Genomic DNA, 20,115 nt, shown 5'->3' with positions numbered 1-20,115 from the left:
ATACAATAGAAAAACTAATGTCTCTAGTTCTCCATATAAAAAATAAAACACGGACAAGCAAACTAGCAACCAACTAGTTAAAATCGGCTCTATAATTTCTGTAGTGGGTAAAACTACCGCAGAGATTATGGAGCTATTTTTGTGTATACAAAAAGTCCCATATGACCTATAATGAAAAGCGACGAAACTACTCATTAGAAAGACTCATATGGAACAACTCGATTTTATCACAAAACTTCTTGGAATTGAAGACAAAAATATCAAAATAGACAATCTTTTTGATGCCGACACTCACAAAGAAATCATAGCCCACCTTGACTATGATGCCCCTCCATGCCCTGCCTGCAAGGGACAGATGGCCAAATACGACTTCCAGAAACCTTCTAAAATCCCTTATCTGGAGACAGCAGGATACAAAACTCTTATCCGACTCAAAAAGCGGCGCTTTCGCTGTAAGAACTGTGGAAAAATGGCTGTCGCCGAAACCTCCCTCGTCCAGAAAAATCACCAGATTGCCTCTGCAGTCAAACAGAAAATCGCTCAATTATTAGTTGAGAAGCAAGCCATGACTGATATTGCGCACAGGCTCTCAATTTCGACCTCAACCGTCATTCGCAAGCTCAAGGAATTCAAATTTGAAACGAACTGGCAGAGACTGCCAGAGATCATGAGCTGGGATGAGTATAGTTTCAAGAAAGGGAAGATGAGCTTTATCGCTCAGGATTTTAATACCAATGAGGTCCTAGCCATCCTGGACGGCAGAACCCAAGCGGTCATTCGAAATCATTTTCTACGCTATCCTAGACAGGTTCGTATGAGGGTTAAAGTGATGACCACGGACATGTTCAGTCCTTACTATCAGCTGACCAAGCAGCTTTTTCCGCATGCCCAAATCGTTCTGGATCGTTTCCACATTATCCAGCACCTCAGCCGAGCTATGAACCGTGTCCGCATCCAAATCATGCACCAATTCGACCGAAAATCTCAGGAATACCGAGCCCTCAAACGCTATTGGAAACTCATCCAACAGGACAGCCGCAAGCTCAGCCATAAGCGTTTTTACAGACCAGCTTTTCGGGCGCATTTAACCAATCAAGAGATTCTCCATCAGCTACTCAGCTATTCGGACCAACTTCGACAGCACTATGAGCTTTACCAGCTTCTGCTCTTTCACTTTCAGGAAAAGCAAGCTGATTATTTCTTTGACCTGATGGAGGAGGTTATTTCGGATGTTCACCCGATTTTTCAAACCGTCTTTCGGACTTTCCTGAAGGACAGACACAAGATTACCAACGCCTTGGAACTACCCTACTCCAACGCCAAGCTGGAAGCGACTAACAATCTCATCAAGGTCATCAAGCGAAACGCTTTTGGATTCAGGAGCTTTGACAACTTTAAGAAACGCATTCTCATCGCTTTGAACATCAAAAGAGAGAGAACGAATCTCGTCCTCTCGCGATGGTAGCTGACATCGACCCACTACAGTTGACAAAGAGCCTTAAAATCTTTGTTCGTGTTTTCTTTTTCTTATTTAAAATTCTCAATTGTTCCGTCATAATTTGCCCATTCTTTGCTGAAGAATCGATCATTCATCTGGTAAGTCGGAGCAGGCTTTGGATTGGAAATAAAAGGATTGACAGCCTTATCAAACGCCAACCAGCCAAGCCAGCCCATGTGAATGGTATCTTGCATAAAGTAGGGCTTCCCACCATCGTTTGAAAAGTCCGCGATATTGGTAAAACCTTGACTTTCCAACTGATAACGAATTTTCTTCACCGCTTGTTGATACTTTTCTTGACTCAAACCAGTATAGGCCATCCACTTCGCATTGACAGGAGGAATAACAAAAATTGGATTCGTTTTTGACTTGGCAAATTGCTTCAAAACAAGCTGTAAGTCATTATACTCAGGAGACTTGACATAGGATAGCTTTCCCTGCGCACCTTTGAGCTTCTTTAAATGCTTTCGCAAACGGCGACGATAGAACTTATTATCAATTCCTAAGTTATTATTGTTAGTATTTTTTTGCGCATCTTTAATAGCAAATTTTTCTAAATCCTCGTAGGAAAATTTATCTGGTAAACGCTTAACTTGAGGTTGAACCAATTTTTCATAATTCTCATTACGTTCGGCAAAAAGAGAATTGAAAAGGGCATCCTCACGTTTATTTAAACGGCTGATAAGACGGACGTACTGTTTGTCAAAGTTTGACAGTTTCTGATGATTAGCTATTTTTTTTACATTGTCTTTCATAGCCACCGTAGGATACAGTTGCAGGAGGCGCTTCGCCGCATATTGAGCATCAATGTCTCCTTCTTGCTGGCGCAAGAAACTAGTCAATTGGTCACTATTGAAATATTGTTGAAATGCTGCTGGACTGTAGCCTTTTTTAGTAAACCATTGAGGAGAGACAACATAGACAGCTGGCTTATTTTTTAACTGCGGAAGCATTTGCTGCATGCCAAAATATTGCGTAAGAGATGCGGCTCCTCGTTGTCCTAAAAAATACGGACGATAATTACGCTTATATTTTTCTGACAAAACCGCAGGGTGCATACTATCAAAGCGCAACCATTCACTAGAACCAAAATAAGGCACAAAGCGGTGCTTTTTATCTGTTAAAGCACGTACTTTTTGTGTTCTTCCTTTGAAACTTCCTGCTGTCAGGGTAACGGCTGAGCGCTTTTCAGCTTGGTAATCATGTTGTTGCTTGGTTGGGTAGAAAAACAGTAAAGCCACGACCATCAAAAAGGCACAAAAAACGGGACCTAAAATGAGCCACAATCGTTTAAGCATTGCGAAGCTCCGTTACGCCTTCAATAATTTTATTAGCAGTATTCCAATCATCACGACCAAATTCTGAAACGGGAACATGAATGTCAAAACGGTTTTCTAGCTCAACAATCAATTCCACAGTACCCATACTGTCCAGGACTCCTGCATCAAACAAATCTTCGTCCATCATGTCTGATACATCTTCCATAAATAAATCATCAATAATTTCTAATACTTCTACTTTTACGTCCATTAGAGAACTCCTTTTTTATTTTTTAAACCATAAGTCATTCAAAAATCCTGAGAAGATTAAGAATGAAAACATTACAACATTAAAAGTGATAAACATCCCCACTGCTTGTGTCCATTTGTTATCTGGTAATGGTGGCAAATTCTTCTTTTTCCGCTCTTTATTGATGGTCTTCTTCTTTCGCACCCAAGCATCATTGATAACGAGTCCTAGACCATGAAAAAGTCCATAAGCAATGTAATACCAAGTAACCCCGTGCCAAAAGCCCATGACTAGCATGTTGATGATATAAGCTACACTTGAAGTTGTGTTCCGATTTTTAAAGATTTTATTTCGGATAAGTACTGTGACCAGCCGCATAAATACAAAATCACGGAACCAGAAAGACAGACTCATGTGCCAACGATTCCAAAACTCTTTCAAATCGCGCGAAACGAAAGGTTTATTAAAGTTAATCGGACTTTTAATGCCCATTAGATTGGAAATAGCGAGGGCAAACATGGAATAACCCGCAAAGTCAAAAAACAAATCCAATCCAAATACATACATCACTCCTAGAGTTGGCAGGTTGAAGATACCACCTATTTGCACTGCATATTGCTTGAGAGGAGGCAAAATCATTGAGCCTAAAACATGTGCCAAGATAAACTTGTATAGGAAACCAAGCATTATATATTGAACGGATTTCTCCAACATATCTAGCAGTTCATCACGCTCAGGGATGTTTTCATAGTCTTGATTGAACCGCTTAAAACGATCAATCGGTCCACTTGAAAAAGTCGGCATAAAGAGCATAAAACGTAGAAATTCCCATAAGCTAAAGTCTTTTAGTACGCCATCTCGCAGCTCAATAATCATTCCTACTGAACGAAAAGTCAAATAAGAAATTCCCAAAAAGCCTAAGAGTGATTGATGTCCATAAATCGCTGGCGTCACTTTTACAAGGAAAAGCGGCAAGATAGAGAGAGCAATGTGCAAGTAGAATATCCACTTGCTGTCTCTTGCTTTTCGATAAATTTTGTAAGACCAAACCCAAATCATCTGCCAAATAACGTAAAACAGTAGCGCATAAATTTGTGTTAACTTCGGTCCAGTCAGCATAAAAATGATAAAAGCAAAGCTGACCAGAGCTTCGTAAATGGGAAATCTTTTTTTGAAGAATAAACCAACAAAGATTGGCAAAACGGCTAAAATGATATAAACAAAATACTGCGGATCCCCGTACGGTTCCAAGTGAGGAAGCTGTCTTATGAAATCCATCATCGGTTGTTGACCTCGCTAATCAAACCTTTAATATCAATCTTACCATTTGGTGTCAATGGCAAGGAATCCCGATAAAGGAATTTGGAAGGCATCATATAAGACATCATAATATCTTGCAAATCTTCTTTGATAGCTTTGGTGATGTCAATCTCACGCTCAAATTGTTCCTTAACCCCGTCCTTCAGGATGACATAGGCTAGAAGGTTTTGTACTTTATGATCTTTATTGTAACGCGGTACAGCCACAGCTGAATCCACATATTGAGACTTGTTCAGGTTTTGGGAAACATCTTCTAATTCAATACGAAAACCGTTGAACTTGATTTGGAAATCCATACGACCGCCATAAAGCAGTAAACCTTCATCTGTCATAGTACCAACATCACCTGTATGATAAGCTGGTAACCCTTCAAATTCAAAAAATGCTTCGGCTGTTTTCTCTGGATTGTTCATATAGCCTTTTGATACAGCTGGTCCAGATATAATGATTTCTCCTTGCTCACCATTTGGCAATTTGTTTCCGTCTTCATCAATCACAAAAGTTGGAGAATCCGCTTTGGTATAGCCAATCGGCAAGCGTTTCATATTTGTCAGCATGTCATCCGTTATAGCAACGGCAGATAGAGCCACAGTTGCTTCTGTCGGACCGTAAGCATTGATAATACGTACATTTGGAAAACGGTCACGCAATTTTTGTGCTGTTTTAACCGTCAATTCTTCCCCGTCAAAGTAGAAATGCGTAATGCTTGGCATTTTTTCAGCGTTGAAATCTTCCGATAACATCGCCATATCTGCAAAAGACGGTGTTGATGTCCAAATGGCAATCGGCAAATTCAAGATAGTTTCAAATAGCTGCTTGAAATCTTGCGTAATGGCAGACGGAACCGCAAAAAGTGTGCCTCCAAGTGCTAAGGTTGGCGCCCAATACATAACCGATAAATCAAAAGAGTAAGGTGGCTGCGCCAACATTTGCGGACGAGCTGGAGTCGCAAATTCCTTATCTGTAATCATCCAGTTGGTAAAGCTAAGCAAATTATCGTGCGAGATTTGCACACCCTTTGGCTTTCCAGTCGTTCCTGAGGTGAAAATGATATAGTAATTCTCATCACCTTTAACAGGGTGTGTAATTTCGTAAGGATGTTTGGCTGCAAAAGCTACTTGAACTGTTGTTACATCAAGAATCGGAATCGTCACATCTTTCAGCGGAAAGTCATTGATTGCAATAATGAGACTAGGCTGTGCCACTTCCACAATCGCTGTCACGCGCTCCAGAGCTGAATGACTATCAATCGGAATATAAGCATGTCCTGACTTCGTCAAAGCTACAAAGGTTGCTAACATGTCGTATTCTTGCCCACCAAACACCACCACTGGTGACTTTTCAGGAAGCGCAAGACTATCAATCTTTGCAGCGAGCGAATCCGAGTCCACTTTCAAATCATGATAAGTATGAACTTCTCCGAGAACATTGTAAACTGGAAAATCTGGTTGAGACTGAGCAAAATACTCAATCGTTTCAATCATGTCGTTAATTACTGAATTGGTCACAGTCTGCTCCTAAAATTCATTATAGATAAAACCACCTTGGCCTTGACCAAGATAATTAAAGAAATAAAGCAACGCTAGAAATATCACAAAATAAAGCAGCGTCTGTCCAAGAAATTTAAAAATTATTTTATGTTTTTTCATCATATTCATCACTTTTGTCTTACTTCTAGATAAGACTTAATATATTTTACCATTTTCTAACGCTATTTTTCAATACAAAACATTCTTTAATTGAGGAATTAAGCTAGAATTAAGGTTTATTTACAACAAACCTAGGGAAATCACAGATGTGCTGTCTCAAAAAACTAGAAAAGAAAATAGTTTTAGACTTACATTTTAAAAATATATAAAAATTTTATATATTTTCTTGACTTTGAAAGTGAAAAGCACTATACTATGTATAGAAAAATTATATATAAAAATATTATATATAGGAGGTGCTCATGTATTTTCCAACATCTTCTACCTTGATTGAATTTCTCATTCTAGCGATTTTGGAAAGCGAAGATTCCTATGGCTATGAGGTTAGCCAAACGATTAAATTGATTGCCAATATCAAGGAATCAACCTTATATCCTATTTTGAAAAAGTTAGAAAAAAATCGTTATTTAACGACTTACTCGCAAGAATATCAAGGTCGAAAACGGAAGTATTACTCCCTTACTCCAGAGGGACGAAAGCAGTTAAACACCCTTAAAAGGGAGTGGGAGTTATATACAGCGACAGTCAACGGTATCATAGAAGGGAGCATTCGCCATGACAAAAACTGACTATTTAGCCGCACTAGAGAAATACTTGAAAACATTGCCAGAAGCAGATTATAAAGAAGCAATGGATTATTTTACGGAATACTTTGAAGAAGCCGGACATGAAAATGAAGCACAAGTCATTGAGGAGTTGGGAGATCCCAAAGACGCAGCAGAAGAGATTATTCGCTCACTTTCATCAAATCAAGCAGAAGAAACGTCAACTCGTCCTCAACACCAGTCATCTGCACACAATCACCAATCATATACCGACAATGCTTATATCTTTGAAGACTATGCAACAATCTCTGAATTGCATATTGATGTCACCACGCAAGATATTCTGATTGAGCCTTCACCTGATGATTTTTTCCACATCAAATACTATAATGGAAAAGGCAACAATCAAATCATTTCTACTGTTCAAAACGAGAAGTGGCACATTACAGAAAAAGACAACACGCATTATAGTGGTTTGGACTGGATTATTAACGTCATGAAAAACGGTTTTGATAATCATCCTATTTGCATTCAAATCCCGAATGGCAAGATTCTTCAGTCATTCTCACTTCAAGCAACTTCTGGTGATGTAGCTGTATCTTATCTTCAAACACAAAAAGGAACGATTGAGCTTTCAAGTGGTGATTTGACCATGCGTCATTGCCATTTGCAACAGACCAATGTTACCCCTATCAGTGGTGATATTCATCTAGCGCATGTCAAGTTGACGGATTGTAAGCTGTCTCTCGTGTCAGGGGATTTCGATACGCATTCTTTAGAAATTGCTGGTAAAACTTCTATTCAAACGACAAGCGGAGATATTTCACTTCATCTGCTGCACCATGATTTCAGCTATGATCTTGAAACGGTGCACGGAGACATTTCTATCTCTGATCAGCTCCAGCTGAGCCACCAAATCGTTGGCAACACGATCCACCATCAAGCAACGGCTTCTACAGATTCTCTTACTATCCAAGCTGTCAGCGGAGACATCAATCTTTATTAGAGGTTTCGCATGAAACAGATTCATTGGTTATTCTTTGATGTTGGCTCAACTTTGGTAAATGAAGAAAAAGCCTACCAAGATCGGATTGAGCAGGCTATTGCGGATACTCACATTTCTTATGCAGCATTTTATCAAACTATGATTCACTATTTTAAGGAAAACAAAAAGGGTGATGGGAAAGCTCTGAACGATTATGGTCTGAAGCGTCCGTCTTGGAGGTCTGATTTAGAGGTGCTGTATCCTGACTGCAAGCAAGCGCTGAAAACTCTCCACCAGCACTACAAGATTGGGATTATTGCCAACCAGTTACCGAACTTGCAAGCAAGATTGGGAAGATTTGGTATTGATTCTTGGATTGATCTGGTGATTTCCTCTGCCGATGTTGGCTTGGCAAAACCTGATCTCGCTATTTTTGAGTTAGCTCTCCAACAAGCGAACTGTTTAGCTGAAGGCGCTGTGATGATTGGTGACCGTTTGGACAATGATATTCTTCCGGCTAAACAACTTGGAATGCAAACCATTTGGATCCGACAGGGATTTAGCCGCTTGACCCACATAACGAATCCAGCAGAAGCACCAGATTGGACTGTTGATAATTTGACATAGATTCTAGAGATTTTAGGCTGAGCATGCAAAAAAACTAGAGTTGTTTCGCTCTAGTTTTTTAACGTTATCAACTTTATTATATCATAAATTTTCCTTCAAAAATAGACTTGTTTCTTCTTATTTTTGTGATATATTGAAAGTGAAAAAAGGGGAATTCTTTAAGCAGTTCGTCAGAAGGGAGGATTTATAATTAGAGCTGTAGTTTTATCAATTTGATTTTATAAAAGGAGGAAACACTATGAGGCGTTTAGGTTTAATGTTTATTAGCTTTTTAAGTTTCTTAGTTCTAGCCTTTGGCATTGGAACGACTGTAAAATCTGATGAAACTACTGTTAAAAATTTTGATGTTGTAACAGTTACTAAAGATGAAATCTTAGCCAATTATGTTAGTAATACAGGCGTTAGTTTTGCAGAAGCTGAACGTACTTTATTCCCCAATAAGAGCACTTCTCAAGCTAGAAATGCTCAGCTAAATGAAGAAACTTCATATGTAGTGTTACGTGGTGCTACATATCAAGATGATACGTTAATTTCTTATATTCCAAATAATGCAGGTCATGTCTATTTTTATTGTGAAGTTAGTAAAAGCGGTTGGTTTAGAGGAATAAAACGAATTGTTTATGCAGGTTATTATTCTGGAAGTTTAATATTCCAAGGAAATTTTCAATACGCTTTACCCGATGCCAATAGAATACACTTTACTTTAAACGGTCATTTGTATAGAAATACATCAACAACCACTTCAATCGGAGCTGGAATTGGTATTGGTCAGGTTGGTAGCTTTAATGTCGGAGTTGCTGATACATCTAGTTACCACAGTCCATTATATTATCATGGAAATAGGAGTTATTAAGTATGAAAAAAAGATTGTTATTTTTCAAGCTATTTGGTTTGTTTGTTCCCCTTTCATTTCTTTATTTATTTGTAGAAATATGCCAATTATACGTGATTTATTATTTCATATATTTTTCTTAGTTTTAATCCTATCACAATGGTTAGCGATTAAAACACTATCACACCTTGACGATTAAGCAAAGGTCAAACGAAAGAGGTTGGGTTTCCCCAGCCTCTTTTGTCTATCATCACCGTCCGCCAGGGCCTCCGCCCATGCCGTTTCCATTTTGGGTAGTCAGGCTAGCTGTTGCGGTCGTGCTTTGTCCATTGACTGTAATGGTGTAGCTTTCACCGTCTTTGATAGCAGCTGAGCTAGCAAGAACGGATTGGAAATTTTTAGCAGCGGTATAGCTGAGGATTTCTTTGCCTGACGAATCGATAATCGTCACTTTGTCTCCAGCACTACCTGATACATTCGCAAGGATGGAAGCTTGTTTGGAATTTGAGCCAAAGCCCATTGCCATGCCATTGCTGCCGACCATTACAACGGTCCCGCCAGTAATGGTGCCATTGCCGTCATAGTCAAGAGCACCATTGCCACCATTTGTCGGCCCGTCCACATAGACCTCACCACCTGAAATGGTCAAATCTCCGTTAGAATCCAAGCCATCACCTTGGGCATTAACCTTGACCTTACCACCTGTGATGGTCAGACTGACACCAGCGGTCGCTTGTCCTGGAGCGCTCTCGCTACTGCTACCGTCTGCAGCATTGATACCATCGTCATTGGCTGTTAGGTCTAAATCGCCACCGTTAATGGTGACGGTCTTGCCTTCCAGCGCTTCTTCGCTCTTTTCAACCTTAATCGTACCGCCGTCAATAAGAGCCGTATTAGAAGCGTGAATGCCGTCATCTCCAGCGTTAATGGTAATCTTTCCAGACTGGATATAGAAATTGCCTAGCGATGTGTCTTCATCATTGTCCGCATGAATGGCGTCTTCCGTTGCGGTCAAATTCATTGTCGCGTCTTTAATATTGATTGCGTCATTCGCTGAAAGAGCGTTTTTATAACCTTTAATCGTGTAGGTTCCGCCTGTAATGCGCAAATCATCATTGGACTCAATAGCATTGCCATACTTGCCTTCTACCGTCAGACTACCAGAACCGTTGAAAGTGAGATCGTCCTTGCTGTAAATCGCAGCGTCATAGTCTGTATTCTTGTGATTGGCAGAATCCGAAATCGTGTTCTTGCTACCTTTTGCAAGCGTGATAAAAGTTTTATCTGCATTTTCTACGACAATTGCAGCATCTGTTCCGGTCATCGTGACTCCATTCAGCACGAGCTGAACCTTGTCTTGGTCGCCAACTTTAACGACAACTTGGACATTTTTACTTGAACCAGACAAGACATAAGTCCCGGCTTTGGTAATTGTCACCGTAGAGCCGGACATTTCCGCACCAGAACCAGAAGTCTTTGCAGATGATCCACTCAAGCTAATCTTAGTTGCTTTTGATTCATCATAAGAAGCATCTTGGTCACGCTTGGTAAAATAATTGGACGTCTTGGTGGTTGTTTTTTTACTTGTGCTAGAGGAGCTAGTGCCAGTTGAGTTGGTGTTTGTCGTACTGCACGCCCCTAAAGCAACTATCAATAGGACGAGTGGAACCAGTCGTTTCCATGTTTTTCGTTTTGAGGCTATTTTTTTCATGGTGGTCCTCCTTATAGTTCGTTTTCTTTGGTGACGTAACGGCTAATGGCAATCTCTAAATTCCCATTTCGCGTGAGCAGAGCGTCCATTAACTCTTTCTCTGTCATCGTACCATTTAATTGGACAATATACTTAATCTTGAACAAACTTCCCATATCAGACGTTTTGACATTTGCCAGTTCAACATAGTTGGTCGCCTTTTGAAAGATGTCATCAAAGACCATCTCATAATCCAAACTTTCTGGAATGACAACAGTCACTTGACGCATAGAATGCTTCATCTGCCCAAAATTCACCGTTTCCAGCAACAACATAACCACCGACATAATGATTGTAAAGACGCTAGCAAAAATAAGATAGCCCATACCGACAGCAATCCCAATCGTCATAGCAAGGAAAATTGCGAGCAATTCCTTAGCACCACCCGGTGCTGAACGAAAGCGAATCAAGCTGAAAGCTCCCATTACCGCAACCCCTGCTCCCAGACTACCATTTACTAAAAAAATGACAATAGCAATCAAAGTCGGTAGCATAACCAAAGTCATCATAAAGGACTTGCTGTAAATGGTTTTGTACTGATAAACCTTGGCTAATATCAGTCCCAGCACAAGGGCAACACCAATCGCACCAAACATACTGGCTGGATTGATTGTTGTTCCTGTAAAAACGTTATTAAATAACTGATCGAACATGTCTGATTACTCCTTTATAGTCTGTTGTTTTCTTATAGGCGACTCCATATTTTGAGAAAGATTTTGGAAAAACGTGGTAGCAGTCCAAAATTTCTGCCAGCCAGAGTGGATACGCCCCAGGTACCTTAATTTCCATGATAACATGGTTGTCAGGTAGCAGGTTCTTGCCATCTTTTCCTGCTAACAAACTTAATTTTTTCGTTCGATAAGCGACATCATCATCGATGGTAATCCGCACATTTGAATCTTCCAAACCTTTTAAAGAGTAGCGGTTGTAGTAAATATACATCATGGGCTGCACACCTCCATACCGCTTGCAGAGCCATTCGATTTCTTTCTTAATCTGCGAATCCTCAAGCTGGCATTCCCCCGCGAGGTATCGCTCTGCTGTCAACAACTCAGTCGCAATCCGACGTTTATACACAACCTTACGCACTTTTTTCTTGATTTCCAAAAAAACTTGACTATCCGCTTGCGGCTCGGCATCATAAGTCCGCACGCGCAATTTCTCCTTGAAATAAGGCTTTTCCAAAGACTCGCGAATCATCTGATAGGTCGGCGTATCATAGTAGAGGTTGCCAATCGTTGAATAGGCATGCTCGTCTTCTGCCATATACGCTTCAAACTCCTGTAGCAAATCTGCCAACGTTTCCTTTGAGATGACATACTTGGTTTCTATCCGTTGAAATTTATCTTTAAATGTTTTTTTAGCCATGAGATTGCTCTCCTTTGTCGTTCTTTATCTACGTAGTTTACGGGCAAATCCTTAAAAGAAAGCTAAAGAAAACTTAAAGAAAACAAAACACCCCCATTTTCTGGAGGTGTTTAATAGATGTCTGGAGAATGAAATAGAAAACAGAAGCTAGCGCAATCTTATTCTTCACTCTTCTCTTCTTTTTCTTTTTTGATAAGAAAACTGAAAATAATCAGAATAGCTGCTACCAGAAAAATCCAGTACAACACATCATGGCTGCTTCTCGGACCAGAGTAGAGGGAACGCGAAAAATAAATCATCAGATACAAGGAAATGTCATTATAAAATTCCCAGTTAAAGTGATAGCTGCCTACTGGATAGGACCGCTTATGCGAACACTCTGGCACAAAGATCTGCAAAAGCAAAAATGTTCCCAACACAGCAAAATAAATCACATTGAACACGTCTAATTTCGCATAAGGTTCAACAACCAAGGAAAAGAATATCATCATGCTCAACAGATAAAACCGCCACCGAAACCAAAATTCGTTATTAAAATGAAATCTTATCATCCCATCACACTTTCTAATTTTCTGCTCGTTCTTCTTCGTCTTTATCCTACCACTCTGACAGACAAACTTCAAGTAAGATGAAGGAGAAATGTTAGTTGATTTCTGCTACTTTTCCTGCTTCTGCTTTAGGCTCTTTGCCCTTGCGACGGGCAAGGACATCCGCATAATACTTGCGGCTGTTATTGAGCACGGAAAGGAAGGTCGCATAAAAGCCATCGTCTTTGACTTGGTGCAAAATCACCACATAGTCCGCCAACTGTTGGTAAGGCATCGCCACTTCTTTGCGCAATCGCTTGACATCATAGCTCACTTTTTGCAATTTCTCTTGGGAGCGAGAGGCAAAGAGTTGTTCAAAAGCCGAGTGGCTTTCGGTCAGGTTTTCAACGAATTTCCCAAGCGCTAAAGTCCCCACCTGCTCCTTATATGGGGTTGTTTTTAGCTTGTCCAGCAAACTGACAATGAGGGCGGTTTCTTCTTCGTAATGTTTCTGATGAGCGTCTTTGTATTGGTCAAACAAGCGTTTCAAGCTGGCATAAGCTGCCTTTTCCTCTTCCCGCTTGGCTGCCCGATAAGGTTTCAGCGCATCGCGAAGAGCTTGCAAATCAGCGTCGCGCAATTCGTCAGCCGCACTAATCGAAGCTGACTTTTCACTCGCCCGAATCTGACCGAGAGAGGCTTGATAAGCAGGCAAGGCTGCTTTTATCTTCTTGACGAGAGCGGTAATGACGTCCTCATTTTTAAAGTCGAGCGCTTCTTTCTCCACATCGTCTAAAAAACGAGTGATAAACTGCGTGAATTCCGCATGGCGGAGATTACTAATTTTAAGTCCAATGAGCTTTTCTTACTTCATAAATTCCTTCTTTCCTTTTTTACTTATCACTTAAAGCGACCGTTTCAATGACTTCTCCTTTTTCCGTCAGCATGGCGGATGACCTCAACTACTTTTCGTTTGCTTCGTCCGCCCGGCGGAAAGTCTCCCTTACTTTTGGTTTGCTCCGTCCGCCCGGCGGACAGCATGAATCAAAAGAAGTTTATCTCGTCCGCCGAGCGGACGGAGTGAACGACAATCAGTTTGCCTTATCAGCCGCGCGGACGAAACGAAATTGTCTCGCCTCACCTCATCAGCCAACGAAATCCAGAAAAATCATCTCATTTAGTATAACATGAATGGGAAATTATAGGAAATTTTCTGAAAAAGAGGATTAACCACTTTCAAAACAGTTTGAACACACAGTCCTTAATGGAACGCAGAAGCAGAAAAGGTATTTTTCTTCATCACTTTTTCTCCTTTCATCTATATGATATAATATGATGAAAAGGCATTCACAAAATGCCCACTATTTTCACATTTCATATTTTACACAAGGAGTCGCCTATGCGTTGGGATATTGGAACAGTTTACAAGACGATTCGAAAAGCAAAGGGAATCACCCAGCAAGAGATTTGCGGAGATTGGATTTCGCGCTCCAGTCTTTCCAAGTTTGAAAGCAACCAATCCGTTCCCAGCTATGAAACCATGGAATTTCTGCTCCATCAGATTGACATGAGTTTTGGGGAATTTGAATATATTTGTGATTATTATCATTCAAATCACAGAATGAAGATCATCTTACAATTTAAAAATTATTTGTCTGTCGTTGAAACAGAACAATTACTGGATTTAACCAAACAGTGTGAGGACTACTTGAAAGCTCATCATGATATTCCCGTTAGCAATATTTTGCGTATGGCAAATATACTAATTGAAATTAGAAAAAATAAAATCAGTAGTCAAGCACAAGTTTTAGCTCAACAGTTATGGACAGATTTAGAAAAACGAGATACTTTTTATGAAAGTGACCTAAATTTACTAAGTGTCATTCTTTATTTCTTCCCACTAGAAACTATTCAAAATATAACGGAAAAAATCTTAACCAGTCTCAACAAGTATAAGCATTACAAAGAAATTCACAGTACACAATTCTCCATTTTAGCCAACCTTTCGACCATCTACCTTTACAACAACCGCCTCGATGATTGCCAGCGTATCACCGAGATGATCTTACCGCTCGCCAAACAAACAAAACGATACGACAAGCTCGGCTTTGCTCAGGTTCGCCTGGGTATTTGCCAAGGAGACGATGCCCTTGTCCAGAAAGGTCTCCAGTTGCTTGAGCTGACAGAAGAAACGACCTTGCTCGAAAACTTGAAAGAAGAAGTCAAACAGCATCGTACTTCCCATTTCTCTCATGTTTCACGTGGAACTTCAGCACCTTAAAGGAGACAGAGACGCCAATGACTTACAACGGATTTGTATTTTTTGATATTGACGGCACCTTGGTTGATAGCCAAGGAGAAGTCCCAGCAGACAACAAAACAGCCATTGCTCAACTACGAGCCAACGGCTTTCTACCTATTATCTGTACGGGGCGTGGGCGCGGAGAAATGGGGACGGTTCTGGAAGACGCTGGGATTCATTCCGCTATCTTGCTAAATGGCATGGAAATCCTCCATGAAAAGCAATTCCTGTTTGAAGGACGAATTGCACAAAACAGTATTCTCAAGCTCCTGCAACTGGCAAAGGGAAATGAGCACGACCTCGGCTTTTATTCACAAGGAGAAATGCGTGTGACAACGCTCAGTCCGACCGTTCAGCAGAATTTCCGCTATTTTCATCAAGACCTGCCCCAAGTCGATCCGACCATTTATCAAAACCAGCCTTGTCAAATGTTGCTCATTTTTAGTGAGGAGCCTGAAAAAGACACCCAATATCAGGCAGAAATCCCTGAACTGCACTTTTTCCGTAACAGCCCCTATTCGATAGACATCACGCCGCACGGCTGTAACAAAGGCTCTGGGATTCAGCACCTGCTGACCTTGCTGGCAGACGAAGCACCGACTTACGCATTCGGAGACGGACTCAATGACCTGACCATGTTTGAAACAGTAGATTATCCCATTGCAATGGGCAATAGCCAAACAACCGTCAAGGAAGCAGCCACTTTCATCACGCGCTCCAATGATGACAACGGCATTCCGTACGCCCTTGCCCATTTGGGTTTGATTTAAAAAAGAAGCTCCTGTATTCAAGATACAAGAGCTTTTAGATTAGACTAATTCTTTTTTATTCGGATTGTAAACCAAGAAACCAAGACCGACAAAGAGCAGCAGAACAACTGTCATGAAGGCAACTTGTCCACCGACTTGCCCTGTTATCGAAATTGTTTGACGCAAAGCCGAAACAGAGTAACTCATTGGCAACCAAGGATTGACATCTTGGAAAATCTTATCCGTCAATGGCAATGGGTAAGTACCCGCACTAGAGGCGAGTTGCAGCAACAACAAGATCAAGGAAATGAAAGCTCCAAGCTTGGTGTCCCACGTTACCAGAGCCGTCACCACAGCCATGAAGCACATGCTGGTCAAAAGAATGATACCAAGCGTTGCCCATTCGTGGTTTGCGGTTAAGCCAATCATGTGTACCGCACCGTACACCAACAAACCTGCTAAGAGAGAAATAATACCGTTGACTTGAATACGTGCTTTCAACCATTCCATACGTGTCTCAGGTTTCTTACCAGAAGGCAACGTGTTAAAAATGATATTGGTTGAAATCGCTGCTACAAAAAGTGCCACAGAAATCATATATGGAGCCATACCGATACCATTTTTACCAACATGGTCTTTATCTGTTTTCTTCGTTGTCAATGGATTTGCAAGCGCCTTGGCGTTGGCTTTATTGGTTGTCACCGTGGATAATTGGTCTTTGGCGTCTGTTAAACCTGCTGTCAAGGTATCCGCACCCGACACAAGTGTTCCCAGATTAGACGTGATAGTTGAACTACCGTCTGCTAACTTCGTAGAACCATTTGCAATTTGACTAGCACCGTCAGACAGTTTGCCTGCTCCTGACACGAGTGTAGCAGAATTGTTCACTAATTGACTAGCTCCGTCTGCCAATTTTGCCAAGCCAGCGTCGATTTGACCATTATTAGCCGCCAATTGATTAGCTCCGGAATTGATTTTTGCCATACCAGATGTCAATTGACTATTTTTACCAGCCAAAGTCTTAGAACCTGAACTGATTTTCGCCATGCCAGACGTCAACTGCTCATTCTTACCAGCCAAGGTCTTAGAACCTGAACTGATTTTCGCCATGCCGGATGTTAATTGACTATTCTTACTAGATAAGGTATTAGCTCCTGCTGTCATCTGCGCAACCCCATTGGTGTAGTCGGTTACACCTTTTGCCAATTGACCAGCACCTGTTGCTAAGCTCGTTTGCAATTGGTCAATACCTGCTGCTACTTGATTAGCACCCGCATTTGATTGTTGCAAAGCTGCAAAGATTTTTGCTTGGGTTTGTTGTGCGCTCGTTTGAAGCTCTGAAAGTGCACCTTTTGCTTGTCCGATGACAGCTGCGCTTTGTTGATTAGAAGATTGCTCTGGCAAGTTCGTCACTTGCGTCTTGAGCGCTTGAATATTTGTCAATAGACTTGCCGCAGTCGTAGCAGTCTGACTTGGAGTTTGCGAAATCGCAGCATTGATTTCTGCCTGCTCACTAGCACTTAACTTTTGATAAGCAGCTGTAGCAGCCACGTTAGTTGCAATCGTAGTCTTGTCTGTCGTCGCACTATTGGCAAGCGTGTTCGCAGTCGTTTCCATATCGCTTAAAGCAGTCGTCATGCTTGCTTTGGCAGCTGACAAGTCTGATCCAGTTGAAAGAGCGGTTTGCACAGCAGTCAAACCTGCTTGCAAATCCTGTAGCTTTTGAACTTGTTCAGCAGTCATGCCAGATTGTTGAACAGTCGTCATTAACGTGTTCAGACCCGTAGCTAATTGATGCGTACCGCTTGATAATTTTTGAATTTCTTCATTAGAAGCACTCAATTGATTAACACCAGCCAATAAGTTTTGCGATTGACTGTTCAATTGATTTACACCGCCTGCAAGATTTGCCACACCATTGGTATAAGTAGTTAAGCCATCTGATAATTGCCCTGAGCCGTCAGCCAATTGACCAACAGCACTTGTATAGTCTATCAGACCTTTTGATAATGTATCTGACCCAGAAGCTAATTGACCAACAGCATTTGTATAGTCTGTCAGACCTTTTGAAAGCGTATCTGACCCAGAAGCCAATTGACCGACACCTGACGTATAAGCTGAAAGGCGTGTCGATAGCGTACCAATTCCGTCTGAAAGCTGACGCACACCAAGCGTATAGGTCCCCAAACCTGTCGTCAATGTATTAGCGCCGTCTGCAAACGTCATACTAGAGCTAGATAAAGTATTCAAATTATCTGTCAAGGTTTGACTACCGTCTTTTAATTGTTGACCGCCAGAAGCGAGTTGACCACTACCAGAAGCAGCTGTTGTCATGCCTTTCCTCAAGCTATTCATACTCTTGAAGAGAGATGTCGTGTATGTATTTGTCACATTGTTAGCGACAGTTTGTTGAAGCCGCGTCATAGCTGAGTCACTCATCTTGCTGGCAATAAAGCTGTGTCCGCTAGATGTTTGATAATCAATCTGCATCTTTTGCGGCTTATTATCCAGAATACTAGCAGCCTTTTGAGATAAATCACTTGGAAGCGTGATAATCATATAATAATCACCTTTCTCCAAGCCCTCCTTTGCCTTCGCTTCAGATACAAACTGAAAATCTAAAGCATCATTCCTTTTAAGACTTTTCACCATATCATCCCCAACATATAAGGTGTTGTTGTTAAATGTCGCATGTTGGTCTTTATTCACAACCGCTACTGGCAATTCTGAAACTTTACCATAAGGATTCCACATGGAGCTCAAAAAGATCACATTATAAAGAGCAGGAATCAAGGAAACACCAATCATGACAATCACAAAAATTGGTTTTTTGAAAATTGCTTTCCATTCTTTGAACATTTTTTCTCCTCTATCTTAGACACTCTGTATAAAAATTTTAATTTTTAAAATATTTTTATACACATTGTCTAAATATTTGATATAATAGATTATACAGTTTCTGAAATTTTTCACAAGAGAAAAATTTTGTTTTTAGACACGTTGTATAAAATTGTTCAAAAGAGGAAGGTAAAATGGTAGAAAGTAACAAACGTCAAAAAACAAAAATGATTATTGAAAACGCTATGGTAGAGCTACTGGAACACGAATCATTCGACCAGATTAGCACTGTCAAGTTGACCAAGACTGCCGGCATTAGTCGCAGTAGTTTTTACACGCATTACAAAGATAAATATGACATGATTGAGCATTATCAGCAAAAACTTTTTCATAAGTTAGAATACATTTTTGAGAAGTATGCTCAAGACAAGCGTAGTGCGATTATAGAAGTTTTTGATTTTCTCACACGCGAATCTCTCCTTTCTGCCCTATTGACAGAAAACGGAACCAAAGAAATCCAAACTTTTTTACGCCATAAATTCCAAATCATGCTGGCTGAAGACCTACAAGAGCGCTTTAGTAGTAAACTACTAAGTCAAGTGGAGAAAGAATACAGCCATGTTTACCTGACAAACGCCTTTTTTGGAGTTTGTCAAATGTGGATTGCTAGAGGGAAAAAAGAAAGCCCTGAACAAATGGCAGATTTTCTTTTAAAAATGTTGGATTAGAATATTTCCTATACCTGCCCTAGTAGCACACACAAGGTCTTTAGGACTTTTTTCGTAATCTTTATAACAAAAAAGAAGCTGGGGAAATCCCAACTTCTGATAATCCATTGATTAAAGTTGTTTGTTGTAGTATTCAACGACAAGTGCTTCGTTGATTTCTGGGTTGATTTCATCGCGTTCTGGAAGGCGAGTCAATGAACCTTCTAATTTTTCAGCATCAAACGATACGAATGCCGGACGTCCAAGAGTTGCTTCAACTGCTTCAAGGATTGCAGGTACTTTAAGTGACTTTTCACGAACTGAAATCACTTGTCCAACAGATACGCGGTAGCTAGGAATATCTACACGTTTTCCGTCAACAAGGATATGACCATGGTTTACGAATTGACGAGCTTGACGACGAGTTGTTGCAAGTCCAAGACGATAAACAACGTTATCCAAACGGCGTTCCAAAAGAAGCATGAAGTTAAAACCAAGGATTCCGCCTTTGATTTTAGTTGCTTGTACGAACAAGTTACGGAATTGTTTTTCACCTACACCATAAGTGAAGCGAAGTTTTTGTTTTTCAGCCAATTGCAAACCGTATTCTGACAATTTACTACGGTTGTTTGGTCCATGTTGACCTGGTACGTAGTTACGACGTGCCAATTCTTTACCTGTACCTGTAAGTGAAAGACCCAAACGACGAGCTTGTTTCCAAGATGGTCCTGTATAACGTGACATAAACATGTCCTCCTGTAAAAATAATAAATTGAGGAAATAGTCACTTAGAAAGCCCTGATTCGTGCAGAACATTTTCGCCTAAACAGCCAAGGCTACTTTTATAGC

At 40.7% G+C, this 20,115-nt stretch carries 20 protein-coding genes; 8 read left to right on the top strand and 12 right to left on the bottom strand.

The window, feature by feature from the left end:
• The first annotated feature begins 208 nt into the window (after positions 1-208).
• Positions 209-1,465, top strand: a complete 1,257-nt coding sequence (locus ABKA15_RS00300; protein ID WP_350015353.1) for an ISL3 family transposase — start codon at positions 209-211, stop codon at positions 1,463-1,465.
• A 62-nt stretch (positions 1,466-1,527) separates the two neighbouring features.
• Here ABKA15_RS00300 and dltD read toward each other — a convergent pair whose 3' ends face one another.
• From dltD to ABKA15_RS00275, 5 genes are read right to left on the bottom strand one after another with little or no spacing between them, the layout of a single operon-like run.
• Positions 1,528-2,796 carry a D-alanyl-lipoteichoic acid biosynthesis protein DltD gene (gene dltD, locus ABKA15_RS00295; protein ID WP_049511935.1) on the bottom strand — a complete coding sequence of 423 codons (1,269 nt, stop codon included), beginning with the start codon at positions 2,794-2,796 and terminating at the stop codon, positions 1,528-1,530.
• Positions 2,789-3,028: a D-alanine--poly(phosphoribitol) ligase subunit DltC gene (dltC, locus tag ABKA15_RS00290; protein ID WP_049511936.1), complete on the bottom strand. Its 240-nt coding sequence runs from the start codon at positions 3,026-3,028 to the stop codon at positions 2,789-2,791. The genes dltD and dltC overlap by 8 nt, the downstream gene beginning before the upstream one ends.
• A 15-nt stretch (positions 3,029-3,043) precedes the next feature.
• On the bottom strand, positions 3,044-4,288 hold the full coding sequence (dltB, locus tag ABKA15_RS00285) for a D-alanyl-lipoteichoic acid biosynthesis protein DltB (protein ID WP_049511937.1): 1,245 nt from the start codon (positions 4,286-4,288) through the stop codon (positions 3,044-3,046).
• Positions 4,285-5,835 (bottom strand): D-alanine--poly(phosphoribitol) ligase subunit DltA, encoded by a 1,551-nt coding sequence (dltA, locus tag ABKA15_RS00280; RefSeq protein ID WP_049511940.1) that lies wholly within the window; start codon positions 5,833-5,835, stop codon positions 4,285-4,287. The genes dltB and dltA overlap by 4 nt, the downstream gene beginning before the upstream one ends.
• 9 nt (positions 5,836-5,844) lie before the next feature.
• Entirely contained in the window at positions 5,845-5,976 is a 132-nt protein-coding gene (locus tag ABKA15_RS00275) for a teichoic acid D-Ala incorporation-associated protein DltX (RefSeq protein ID WP_021002226.1), read from the bottom strand.
• 302 nt (positions 5,977-6,278) lie between these two features.
• Here ABKA15_RS00275 and ABKA15_RS00270 point away from each other — a divergent pair, with 302 nt between their 5' ends.
• From ABKA15_RS00270 to ABKA15_RS00255, 4 genes are all read left to right on the top strand, one after another.
• Positions 6,279-6,605, top strand: a complete 327-nt coding sequence (locus ABKA15_RS00270; RefSeq protein WP_049511941.1) for a PadR family transcriptional regulator — start codon at positions 6,279-6,281, stop codon at positions 6,603-6,605.
• A complete protein-coding gene (locus tag ABKA15_RS00265) occupies positions 6,592-7,587 on the top strand; it encodes a DUF4097 family beta strand repeat-containing protein (protein WP_049511942.1) in 996 nt (331 codons plus the stop codon). The genes ABKA15_RS00270 and ABKA15_RS00265 overlap by 14 nt, the downstream gene beginning before the upstream one ends.
• Positions 7,588-7,596: 9 nt before the next feature.
• On the top strand, positions 7,597-8,193 hold the full coding sequence (locus ABKA15_RS00260) for an HAD family hydrolase (protein ID WP_049511946.1): 597 nt from the start codon (positions 7,597-7,599) through the stop codon (positions 8,191-8,193).
• 238 nt (positions 8,194-8,431) lie between these two features.
• Positions 8,432-9,046, top strand: coding sequence for a hypothetical protein (locus ABKA15_RS00255; protein ID WP_049511949.1), 615 nt, complete (start codon positions 8,432-8,434; stop codon positions 9,044-9,046).
• 229 nt (positions 9,047-9,275) lie between these two features.
• Here ABKA15_RS00255 and ABKA15_RS00250 read toward each other — a convergent pair whose 3' ends face one another.
• From ABKA15_RS00250 to ABKA15_RS00230, 5 genes are all read right to left on the bottom strand, one after another.
• The gene (locus ABKA15_RS00250) at positions 9,276-10,736 is read right to left on the bottom strand and encodes a carbohydrate-binding domain-containing protein (RefSeq protein ID WP_049511951.1); all 1,461 of its coding nucleotides are present in this window, start codon (positions 10,734-10,736) and stop codon (positions 9,276-9,278) included.
• Between the two features lie 11 nt (positions 10,737-10,747).
• Positions 10,748-11,428 (bottom strand): DUF4956 domain-containing protein, encoded by a 681-nt coding sequence (locus ABKA15_RS00245; RefSeq protein WP_049511952.1) that lies wholly within the window; start codon positions 11,426-11,428, stop codon positions 10,748-10,750.
• On the bottom strand, positions 11,409-12,143 hold the full coding sequence (locus tag ABKA15_RS00240; RefSeq protein WP_049511958.1) for a polyphosphate polymerase domain-containing protein: 735 nt from the start codon (positions 12,141-12,143) through the stop codon (positions 11,409-11,411). The genes ABKA15_RS00245 and ABKA15_RS00240 overlap by 20 nt, the downstream gene beginning before the upstream one ends.
• A 158-nt stretch (positions 12,144-12,301) precedes the next feature.
• Entirely contained in the window at positions 12,302-12,694 is a 393-nt protein-coding gene (locus tag ABKA15_RS00235) for a hypothetical protein (protein WP_049511959.1), read from the bottom strand.
• Positions 12,695-12,785: 91 nt separating this feature from the next.
• Positions 12,786-13,526, bottom strand: a complete 741-nt coding sequence (locus ABKA15_RS00230) for a DUF6261 family protein (protein WP_049511960.1) — start codon at positions 13,524-13,526, stop codon at positions 12,786-12,788.
• 543 nt (positions 13,527-14,069) lie between these two features.
• Between ABKA15_RS00230 and ABKA15_RS00225 the strand changes: the two genes are divergently transcribed.
• Together ABKA15_RS00225 and ABKA15_RS00220 are read left to right on the top strand one after the other, a co-directional pair.
• Positions 14,070-14,951 (top strand): helix-turn-helix transcriptional regulator, encoded by an 882-nt coding sequence (locus ABKA15_RS00225; RefSeq protein WP_080984139.1) that lies wholly within the window; start codon positions 14,070-14,072, stop codon positions 14,949-14,951.
• Between the two features lie 17 nt (positions 14,952-14,968).
• Positions 14,969-15,742, top strand: coding sequence for a Cof-type HAD-IIB family hydrolase (locus ABKA15_RS00220; protein WP_049511962.1), 774 nt, complete (start codon positions 14,969-14,971; stop codon positions 15,740-15,742).
• Between the two features lie 39 nt (positions 15,743-15,781).
• On the opposite strand, the gene ABKA15_RS00215 is transcribed toward ABKA15_RS00220, so the two are convergent.
• Positions 15,782-18,580, bottom strand: a complete 2,799-nt coding sequence (locus ABKA15_RS00215) for a YhgE/Pip domain-containing protein (RefSeq protein ID WP_350015352.1) — start codon at positions 18,578-18,580, stop codon at positions 15,782-15,784.
• Between the two features lie 173 nt (positions 18,581-18,753).
• Here ABKA15_RS00215 and ABKA15_RS00210 point away from each other — a divergent pair, with 173 nt between their 5' ends.
• On the top strand, positions 18,754-19,287 hold the full coding sequence (locus ABKA15_RS00210; RefSeq protein WP_049511966.1) for a TetR/AcrR family transcriptional regulator C-terminal domain-containing protein: 534 nt from the start codon (positions 18,754-18,756) through the stop codon (positions 19,285-19,287).
• A gap of 111 nt (positions 19,288-19,398) precedes the next feature.
• Here the strand turns inward: ABKA15_RS00210 and rpsD are convergent, their stop codons facing one another.
• On the bottom strand, positions 19,399-20,010 hold the full coding sequence (rpsD, locus tag ABKA15_RS00205; RefSeq protein WP_003026749.1) for a 30S ribosomal protein S4: 612 nt from the start codon (positions 20,008-20,010) through the stop codon (positions 19,399-19,401).
• Positions 20,011-20,115: the final 105 nt, after the last annotated feature.

The sequence above is a fragment of the Streptococcus sp. KHUD_010 genome, assembly GCF_040207525.1.
Lineage (GTDB): Bacteria > Bacillota > Bacilli > Lactobacillales > Streptococcaceae > Streptococcus > Streptococcus hominis.
The sequence above is the reverse complement of the archived record's forward strand: the minus strand, read 5'-3'. Positions and strand labels throughout refer to the sequence as shown.

What these genes read in the sequence shown, in the direction of transcription:
- ABKA15_RS00300 (WP_350015353.1), top strand. Translation starts at nt 209, where the DNA reads ATGGAACAACTCGATTTTATCACAAAACTTCTTGGAATTGAAGACAAA.
- dltD (WP_049511935.1), bottom strand. Translation starts at nt 2,796, where the DNA reads ATGCTTAAACGATTGTGGCTCATTTTAGGTCCCGTTTTTTGTGCCTTT.
- dltC (WP_049511936.1), bottom strand. Translation starts at nt 3,028, where the DNA reads ATGGACGTAAAAGTAGAAGTATTAGAAATTATTGATGATTTATTTATG.
- dltB (WP_049511937.1), bottom strand. Translation starts at nt 4,288, where the DNA reads ATGATGGATTTCATAAGACAGCTTCCTCACTTGGAACCGTACGGGGAT.
- ABKA15_RS00275 (WP_021002226.1), bottom strand. Translation starts at nt 5,976, where the DNA reads ATGAAAAAACATAAAATAATTTTTAAATTTCTTGGACAGACGCTGCTT.
- ABKA15_RS00270 (WP_049511941.1), top strand. Translation starts at nt 6,279, where the DNA reads ATGTATTTTCCAACATCTTCTACCTTGATTGAATTTCTCATTCTAGCG.
- ABKA15_RS00265 (WP_049511942.1), top strand. Translation starts at nt 6,592, where the DNA reads ATGACAAAAACTGACTATTTAGCCGCACTAGAGAAATACTTGAAAACA.
- ABKA15_RS00260 (WP_049511946.1), top strand. Translation starts at nt 7,597, where the DNA reads ATGAAACAGATTCATTGGTTATTCTTTGATGTTGGCTCAACTTTGGTA.
- ABKA15_RS00255 (WP_049511949.1), top strand. Translation starts at nt 8,432, where the DNA reads ATGAGGCGTTTAGGTTTAATGTTTATTAGCTTTTTAAGTTTCTTAGTT.
- ABKA15_RS00250 (WP_049511951.1), bottom strand. Translation starts at nt 10,736, where the DNA reads ATGAAAAAAATAGCCTCAAAACGAAAAACATGGAAACGACTGGTTCCA.
- ABKA15_RS00245 (WP_049511952.1), bottom strand. Translation starts at nt 11,428, where the DNA reads ATGTTCGATCAGTTATTTAATAACGTTTTTACAGGAACAACAATCAAT.
- ABKA15_RS00240 (WP_049511958.1), bottom strand. Translation starts at nt 12,143, where the DNA reads ATGGCTAAAAAAACATTTAAAGATAAATTTCAACGGATAGAAACCAAG.
- ABKA15_RS00235 (WP_049511959.1), bottom strand. Translation starts at nt 12,694, where the DNA reads ATGATAAGATTTCATTTTAATAACGAATTTTGGTTTCGGTGGCGGTTT.
- ABKA15_RS00225 (WP_080984139.1), top strand. Translation starts at nt 14,070, where the DNA reads ATGCGTTGGGATATTGGAACAGTTTACAAGACGATTCGAAAAGCAAAG.
- ABKA15_RS00220 (WP_049511962.1), top strand. Translation starts at nt 14,969, where the DNA reads ATGACTTACAACGGATTTGTATTTTTTGATATTGACGGCACCTTGGTT.
- ABKA15_RS00215 (WP_350015352.1), bottom strand. Translation starts at nt 18,580, where the DNA reads ATGTTCAAAGAATGGAAAGCAATTTTCAAAAAACCAATTTTTGTGATT.
- ABKA15_RS00210 (WP_049511966.1), top strand. Translation starts at nt 18,754, where the DNA reads ATGGTAGAAAGTAACAAACGTCAAAAAACAAAAATGATTATTGAAAAC.
- rpsD (WP_003026749.1), bottom strand. Translation starts at nt 20,010, where the DNA reads ATGTCACGTTATACAGGACCATCTTGGAAACAAGCTCGTCGTTTGGGT.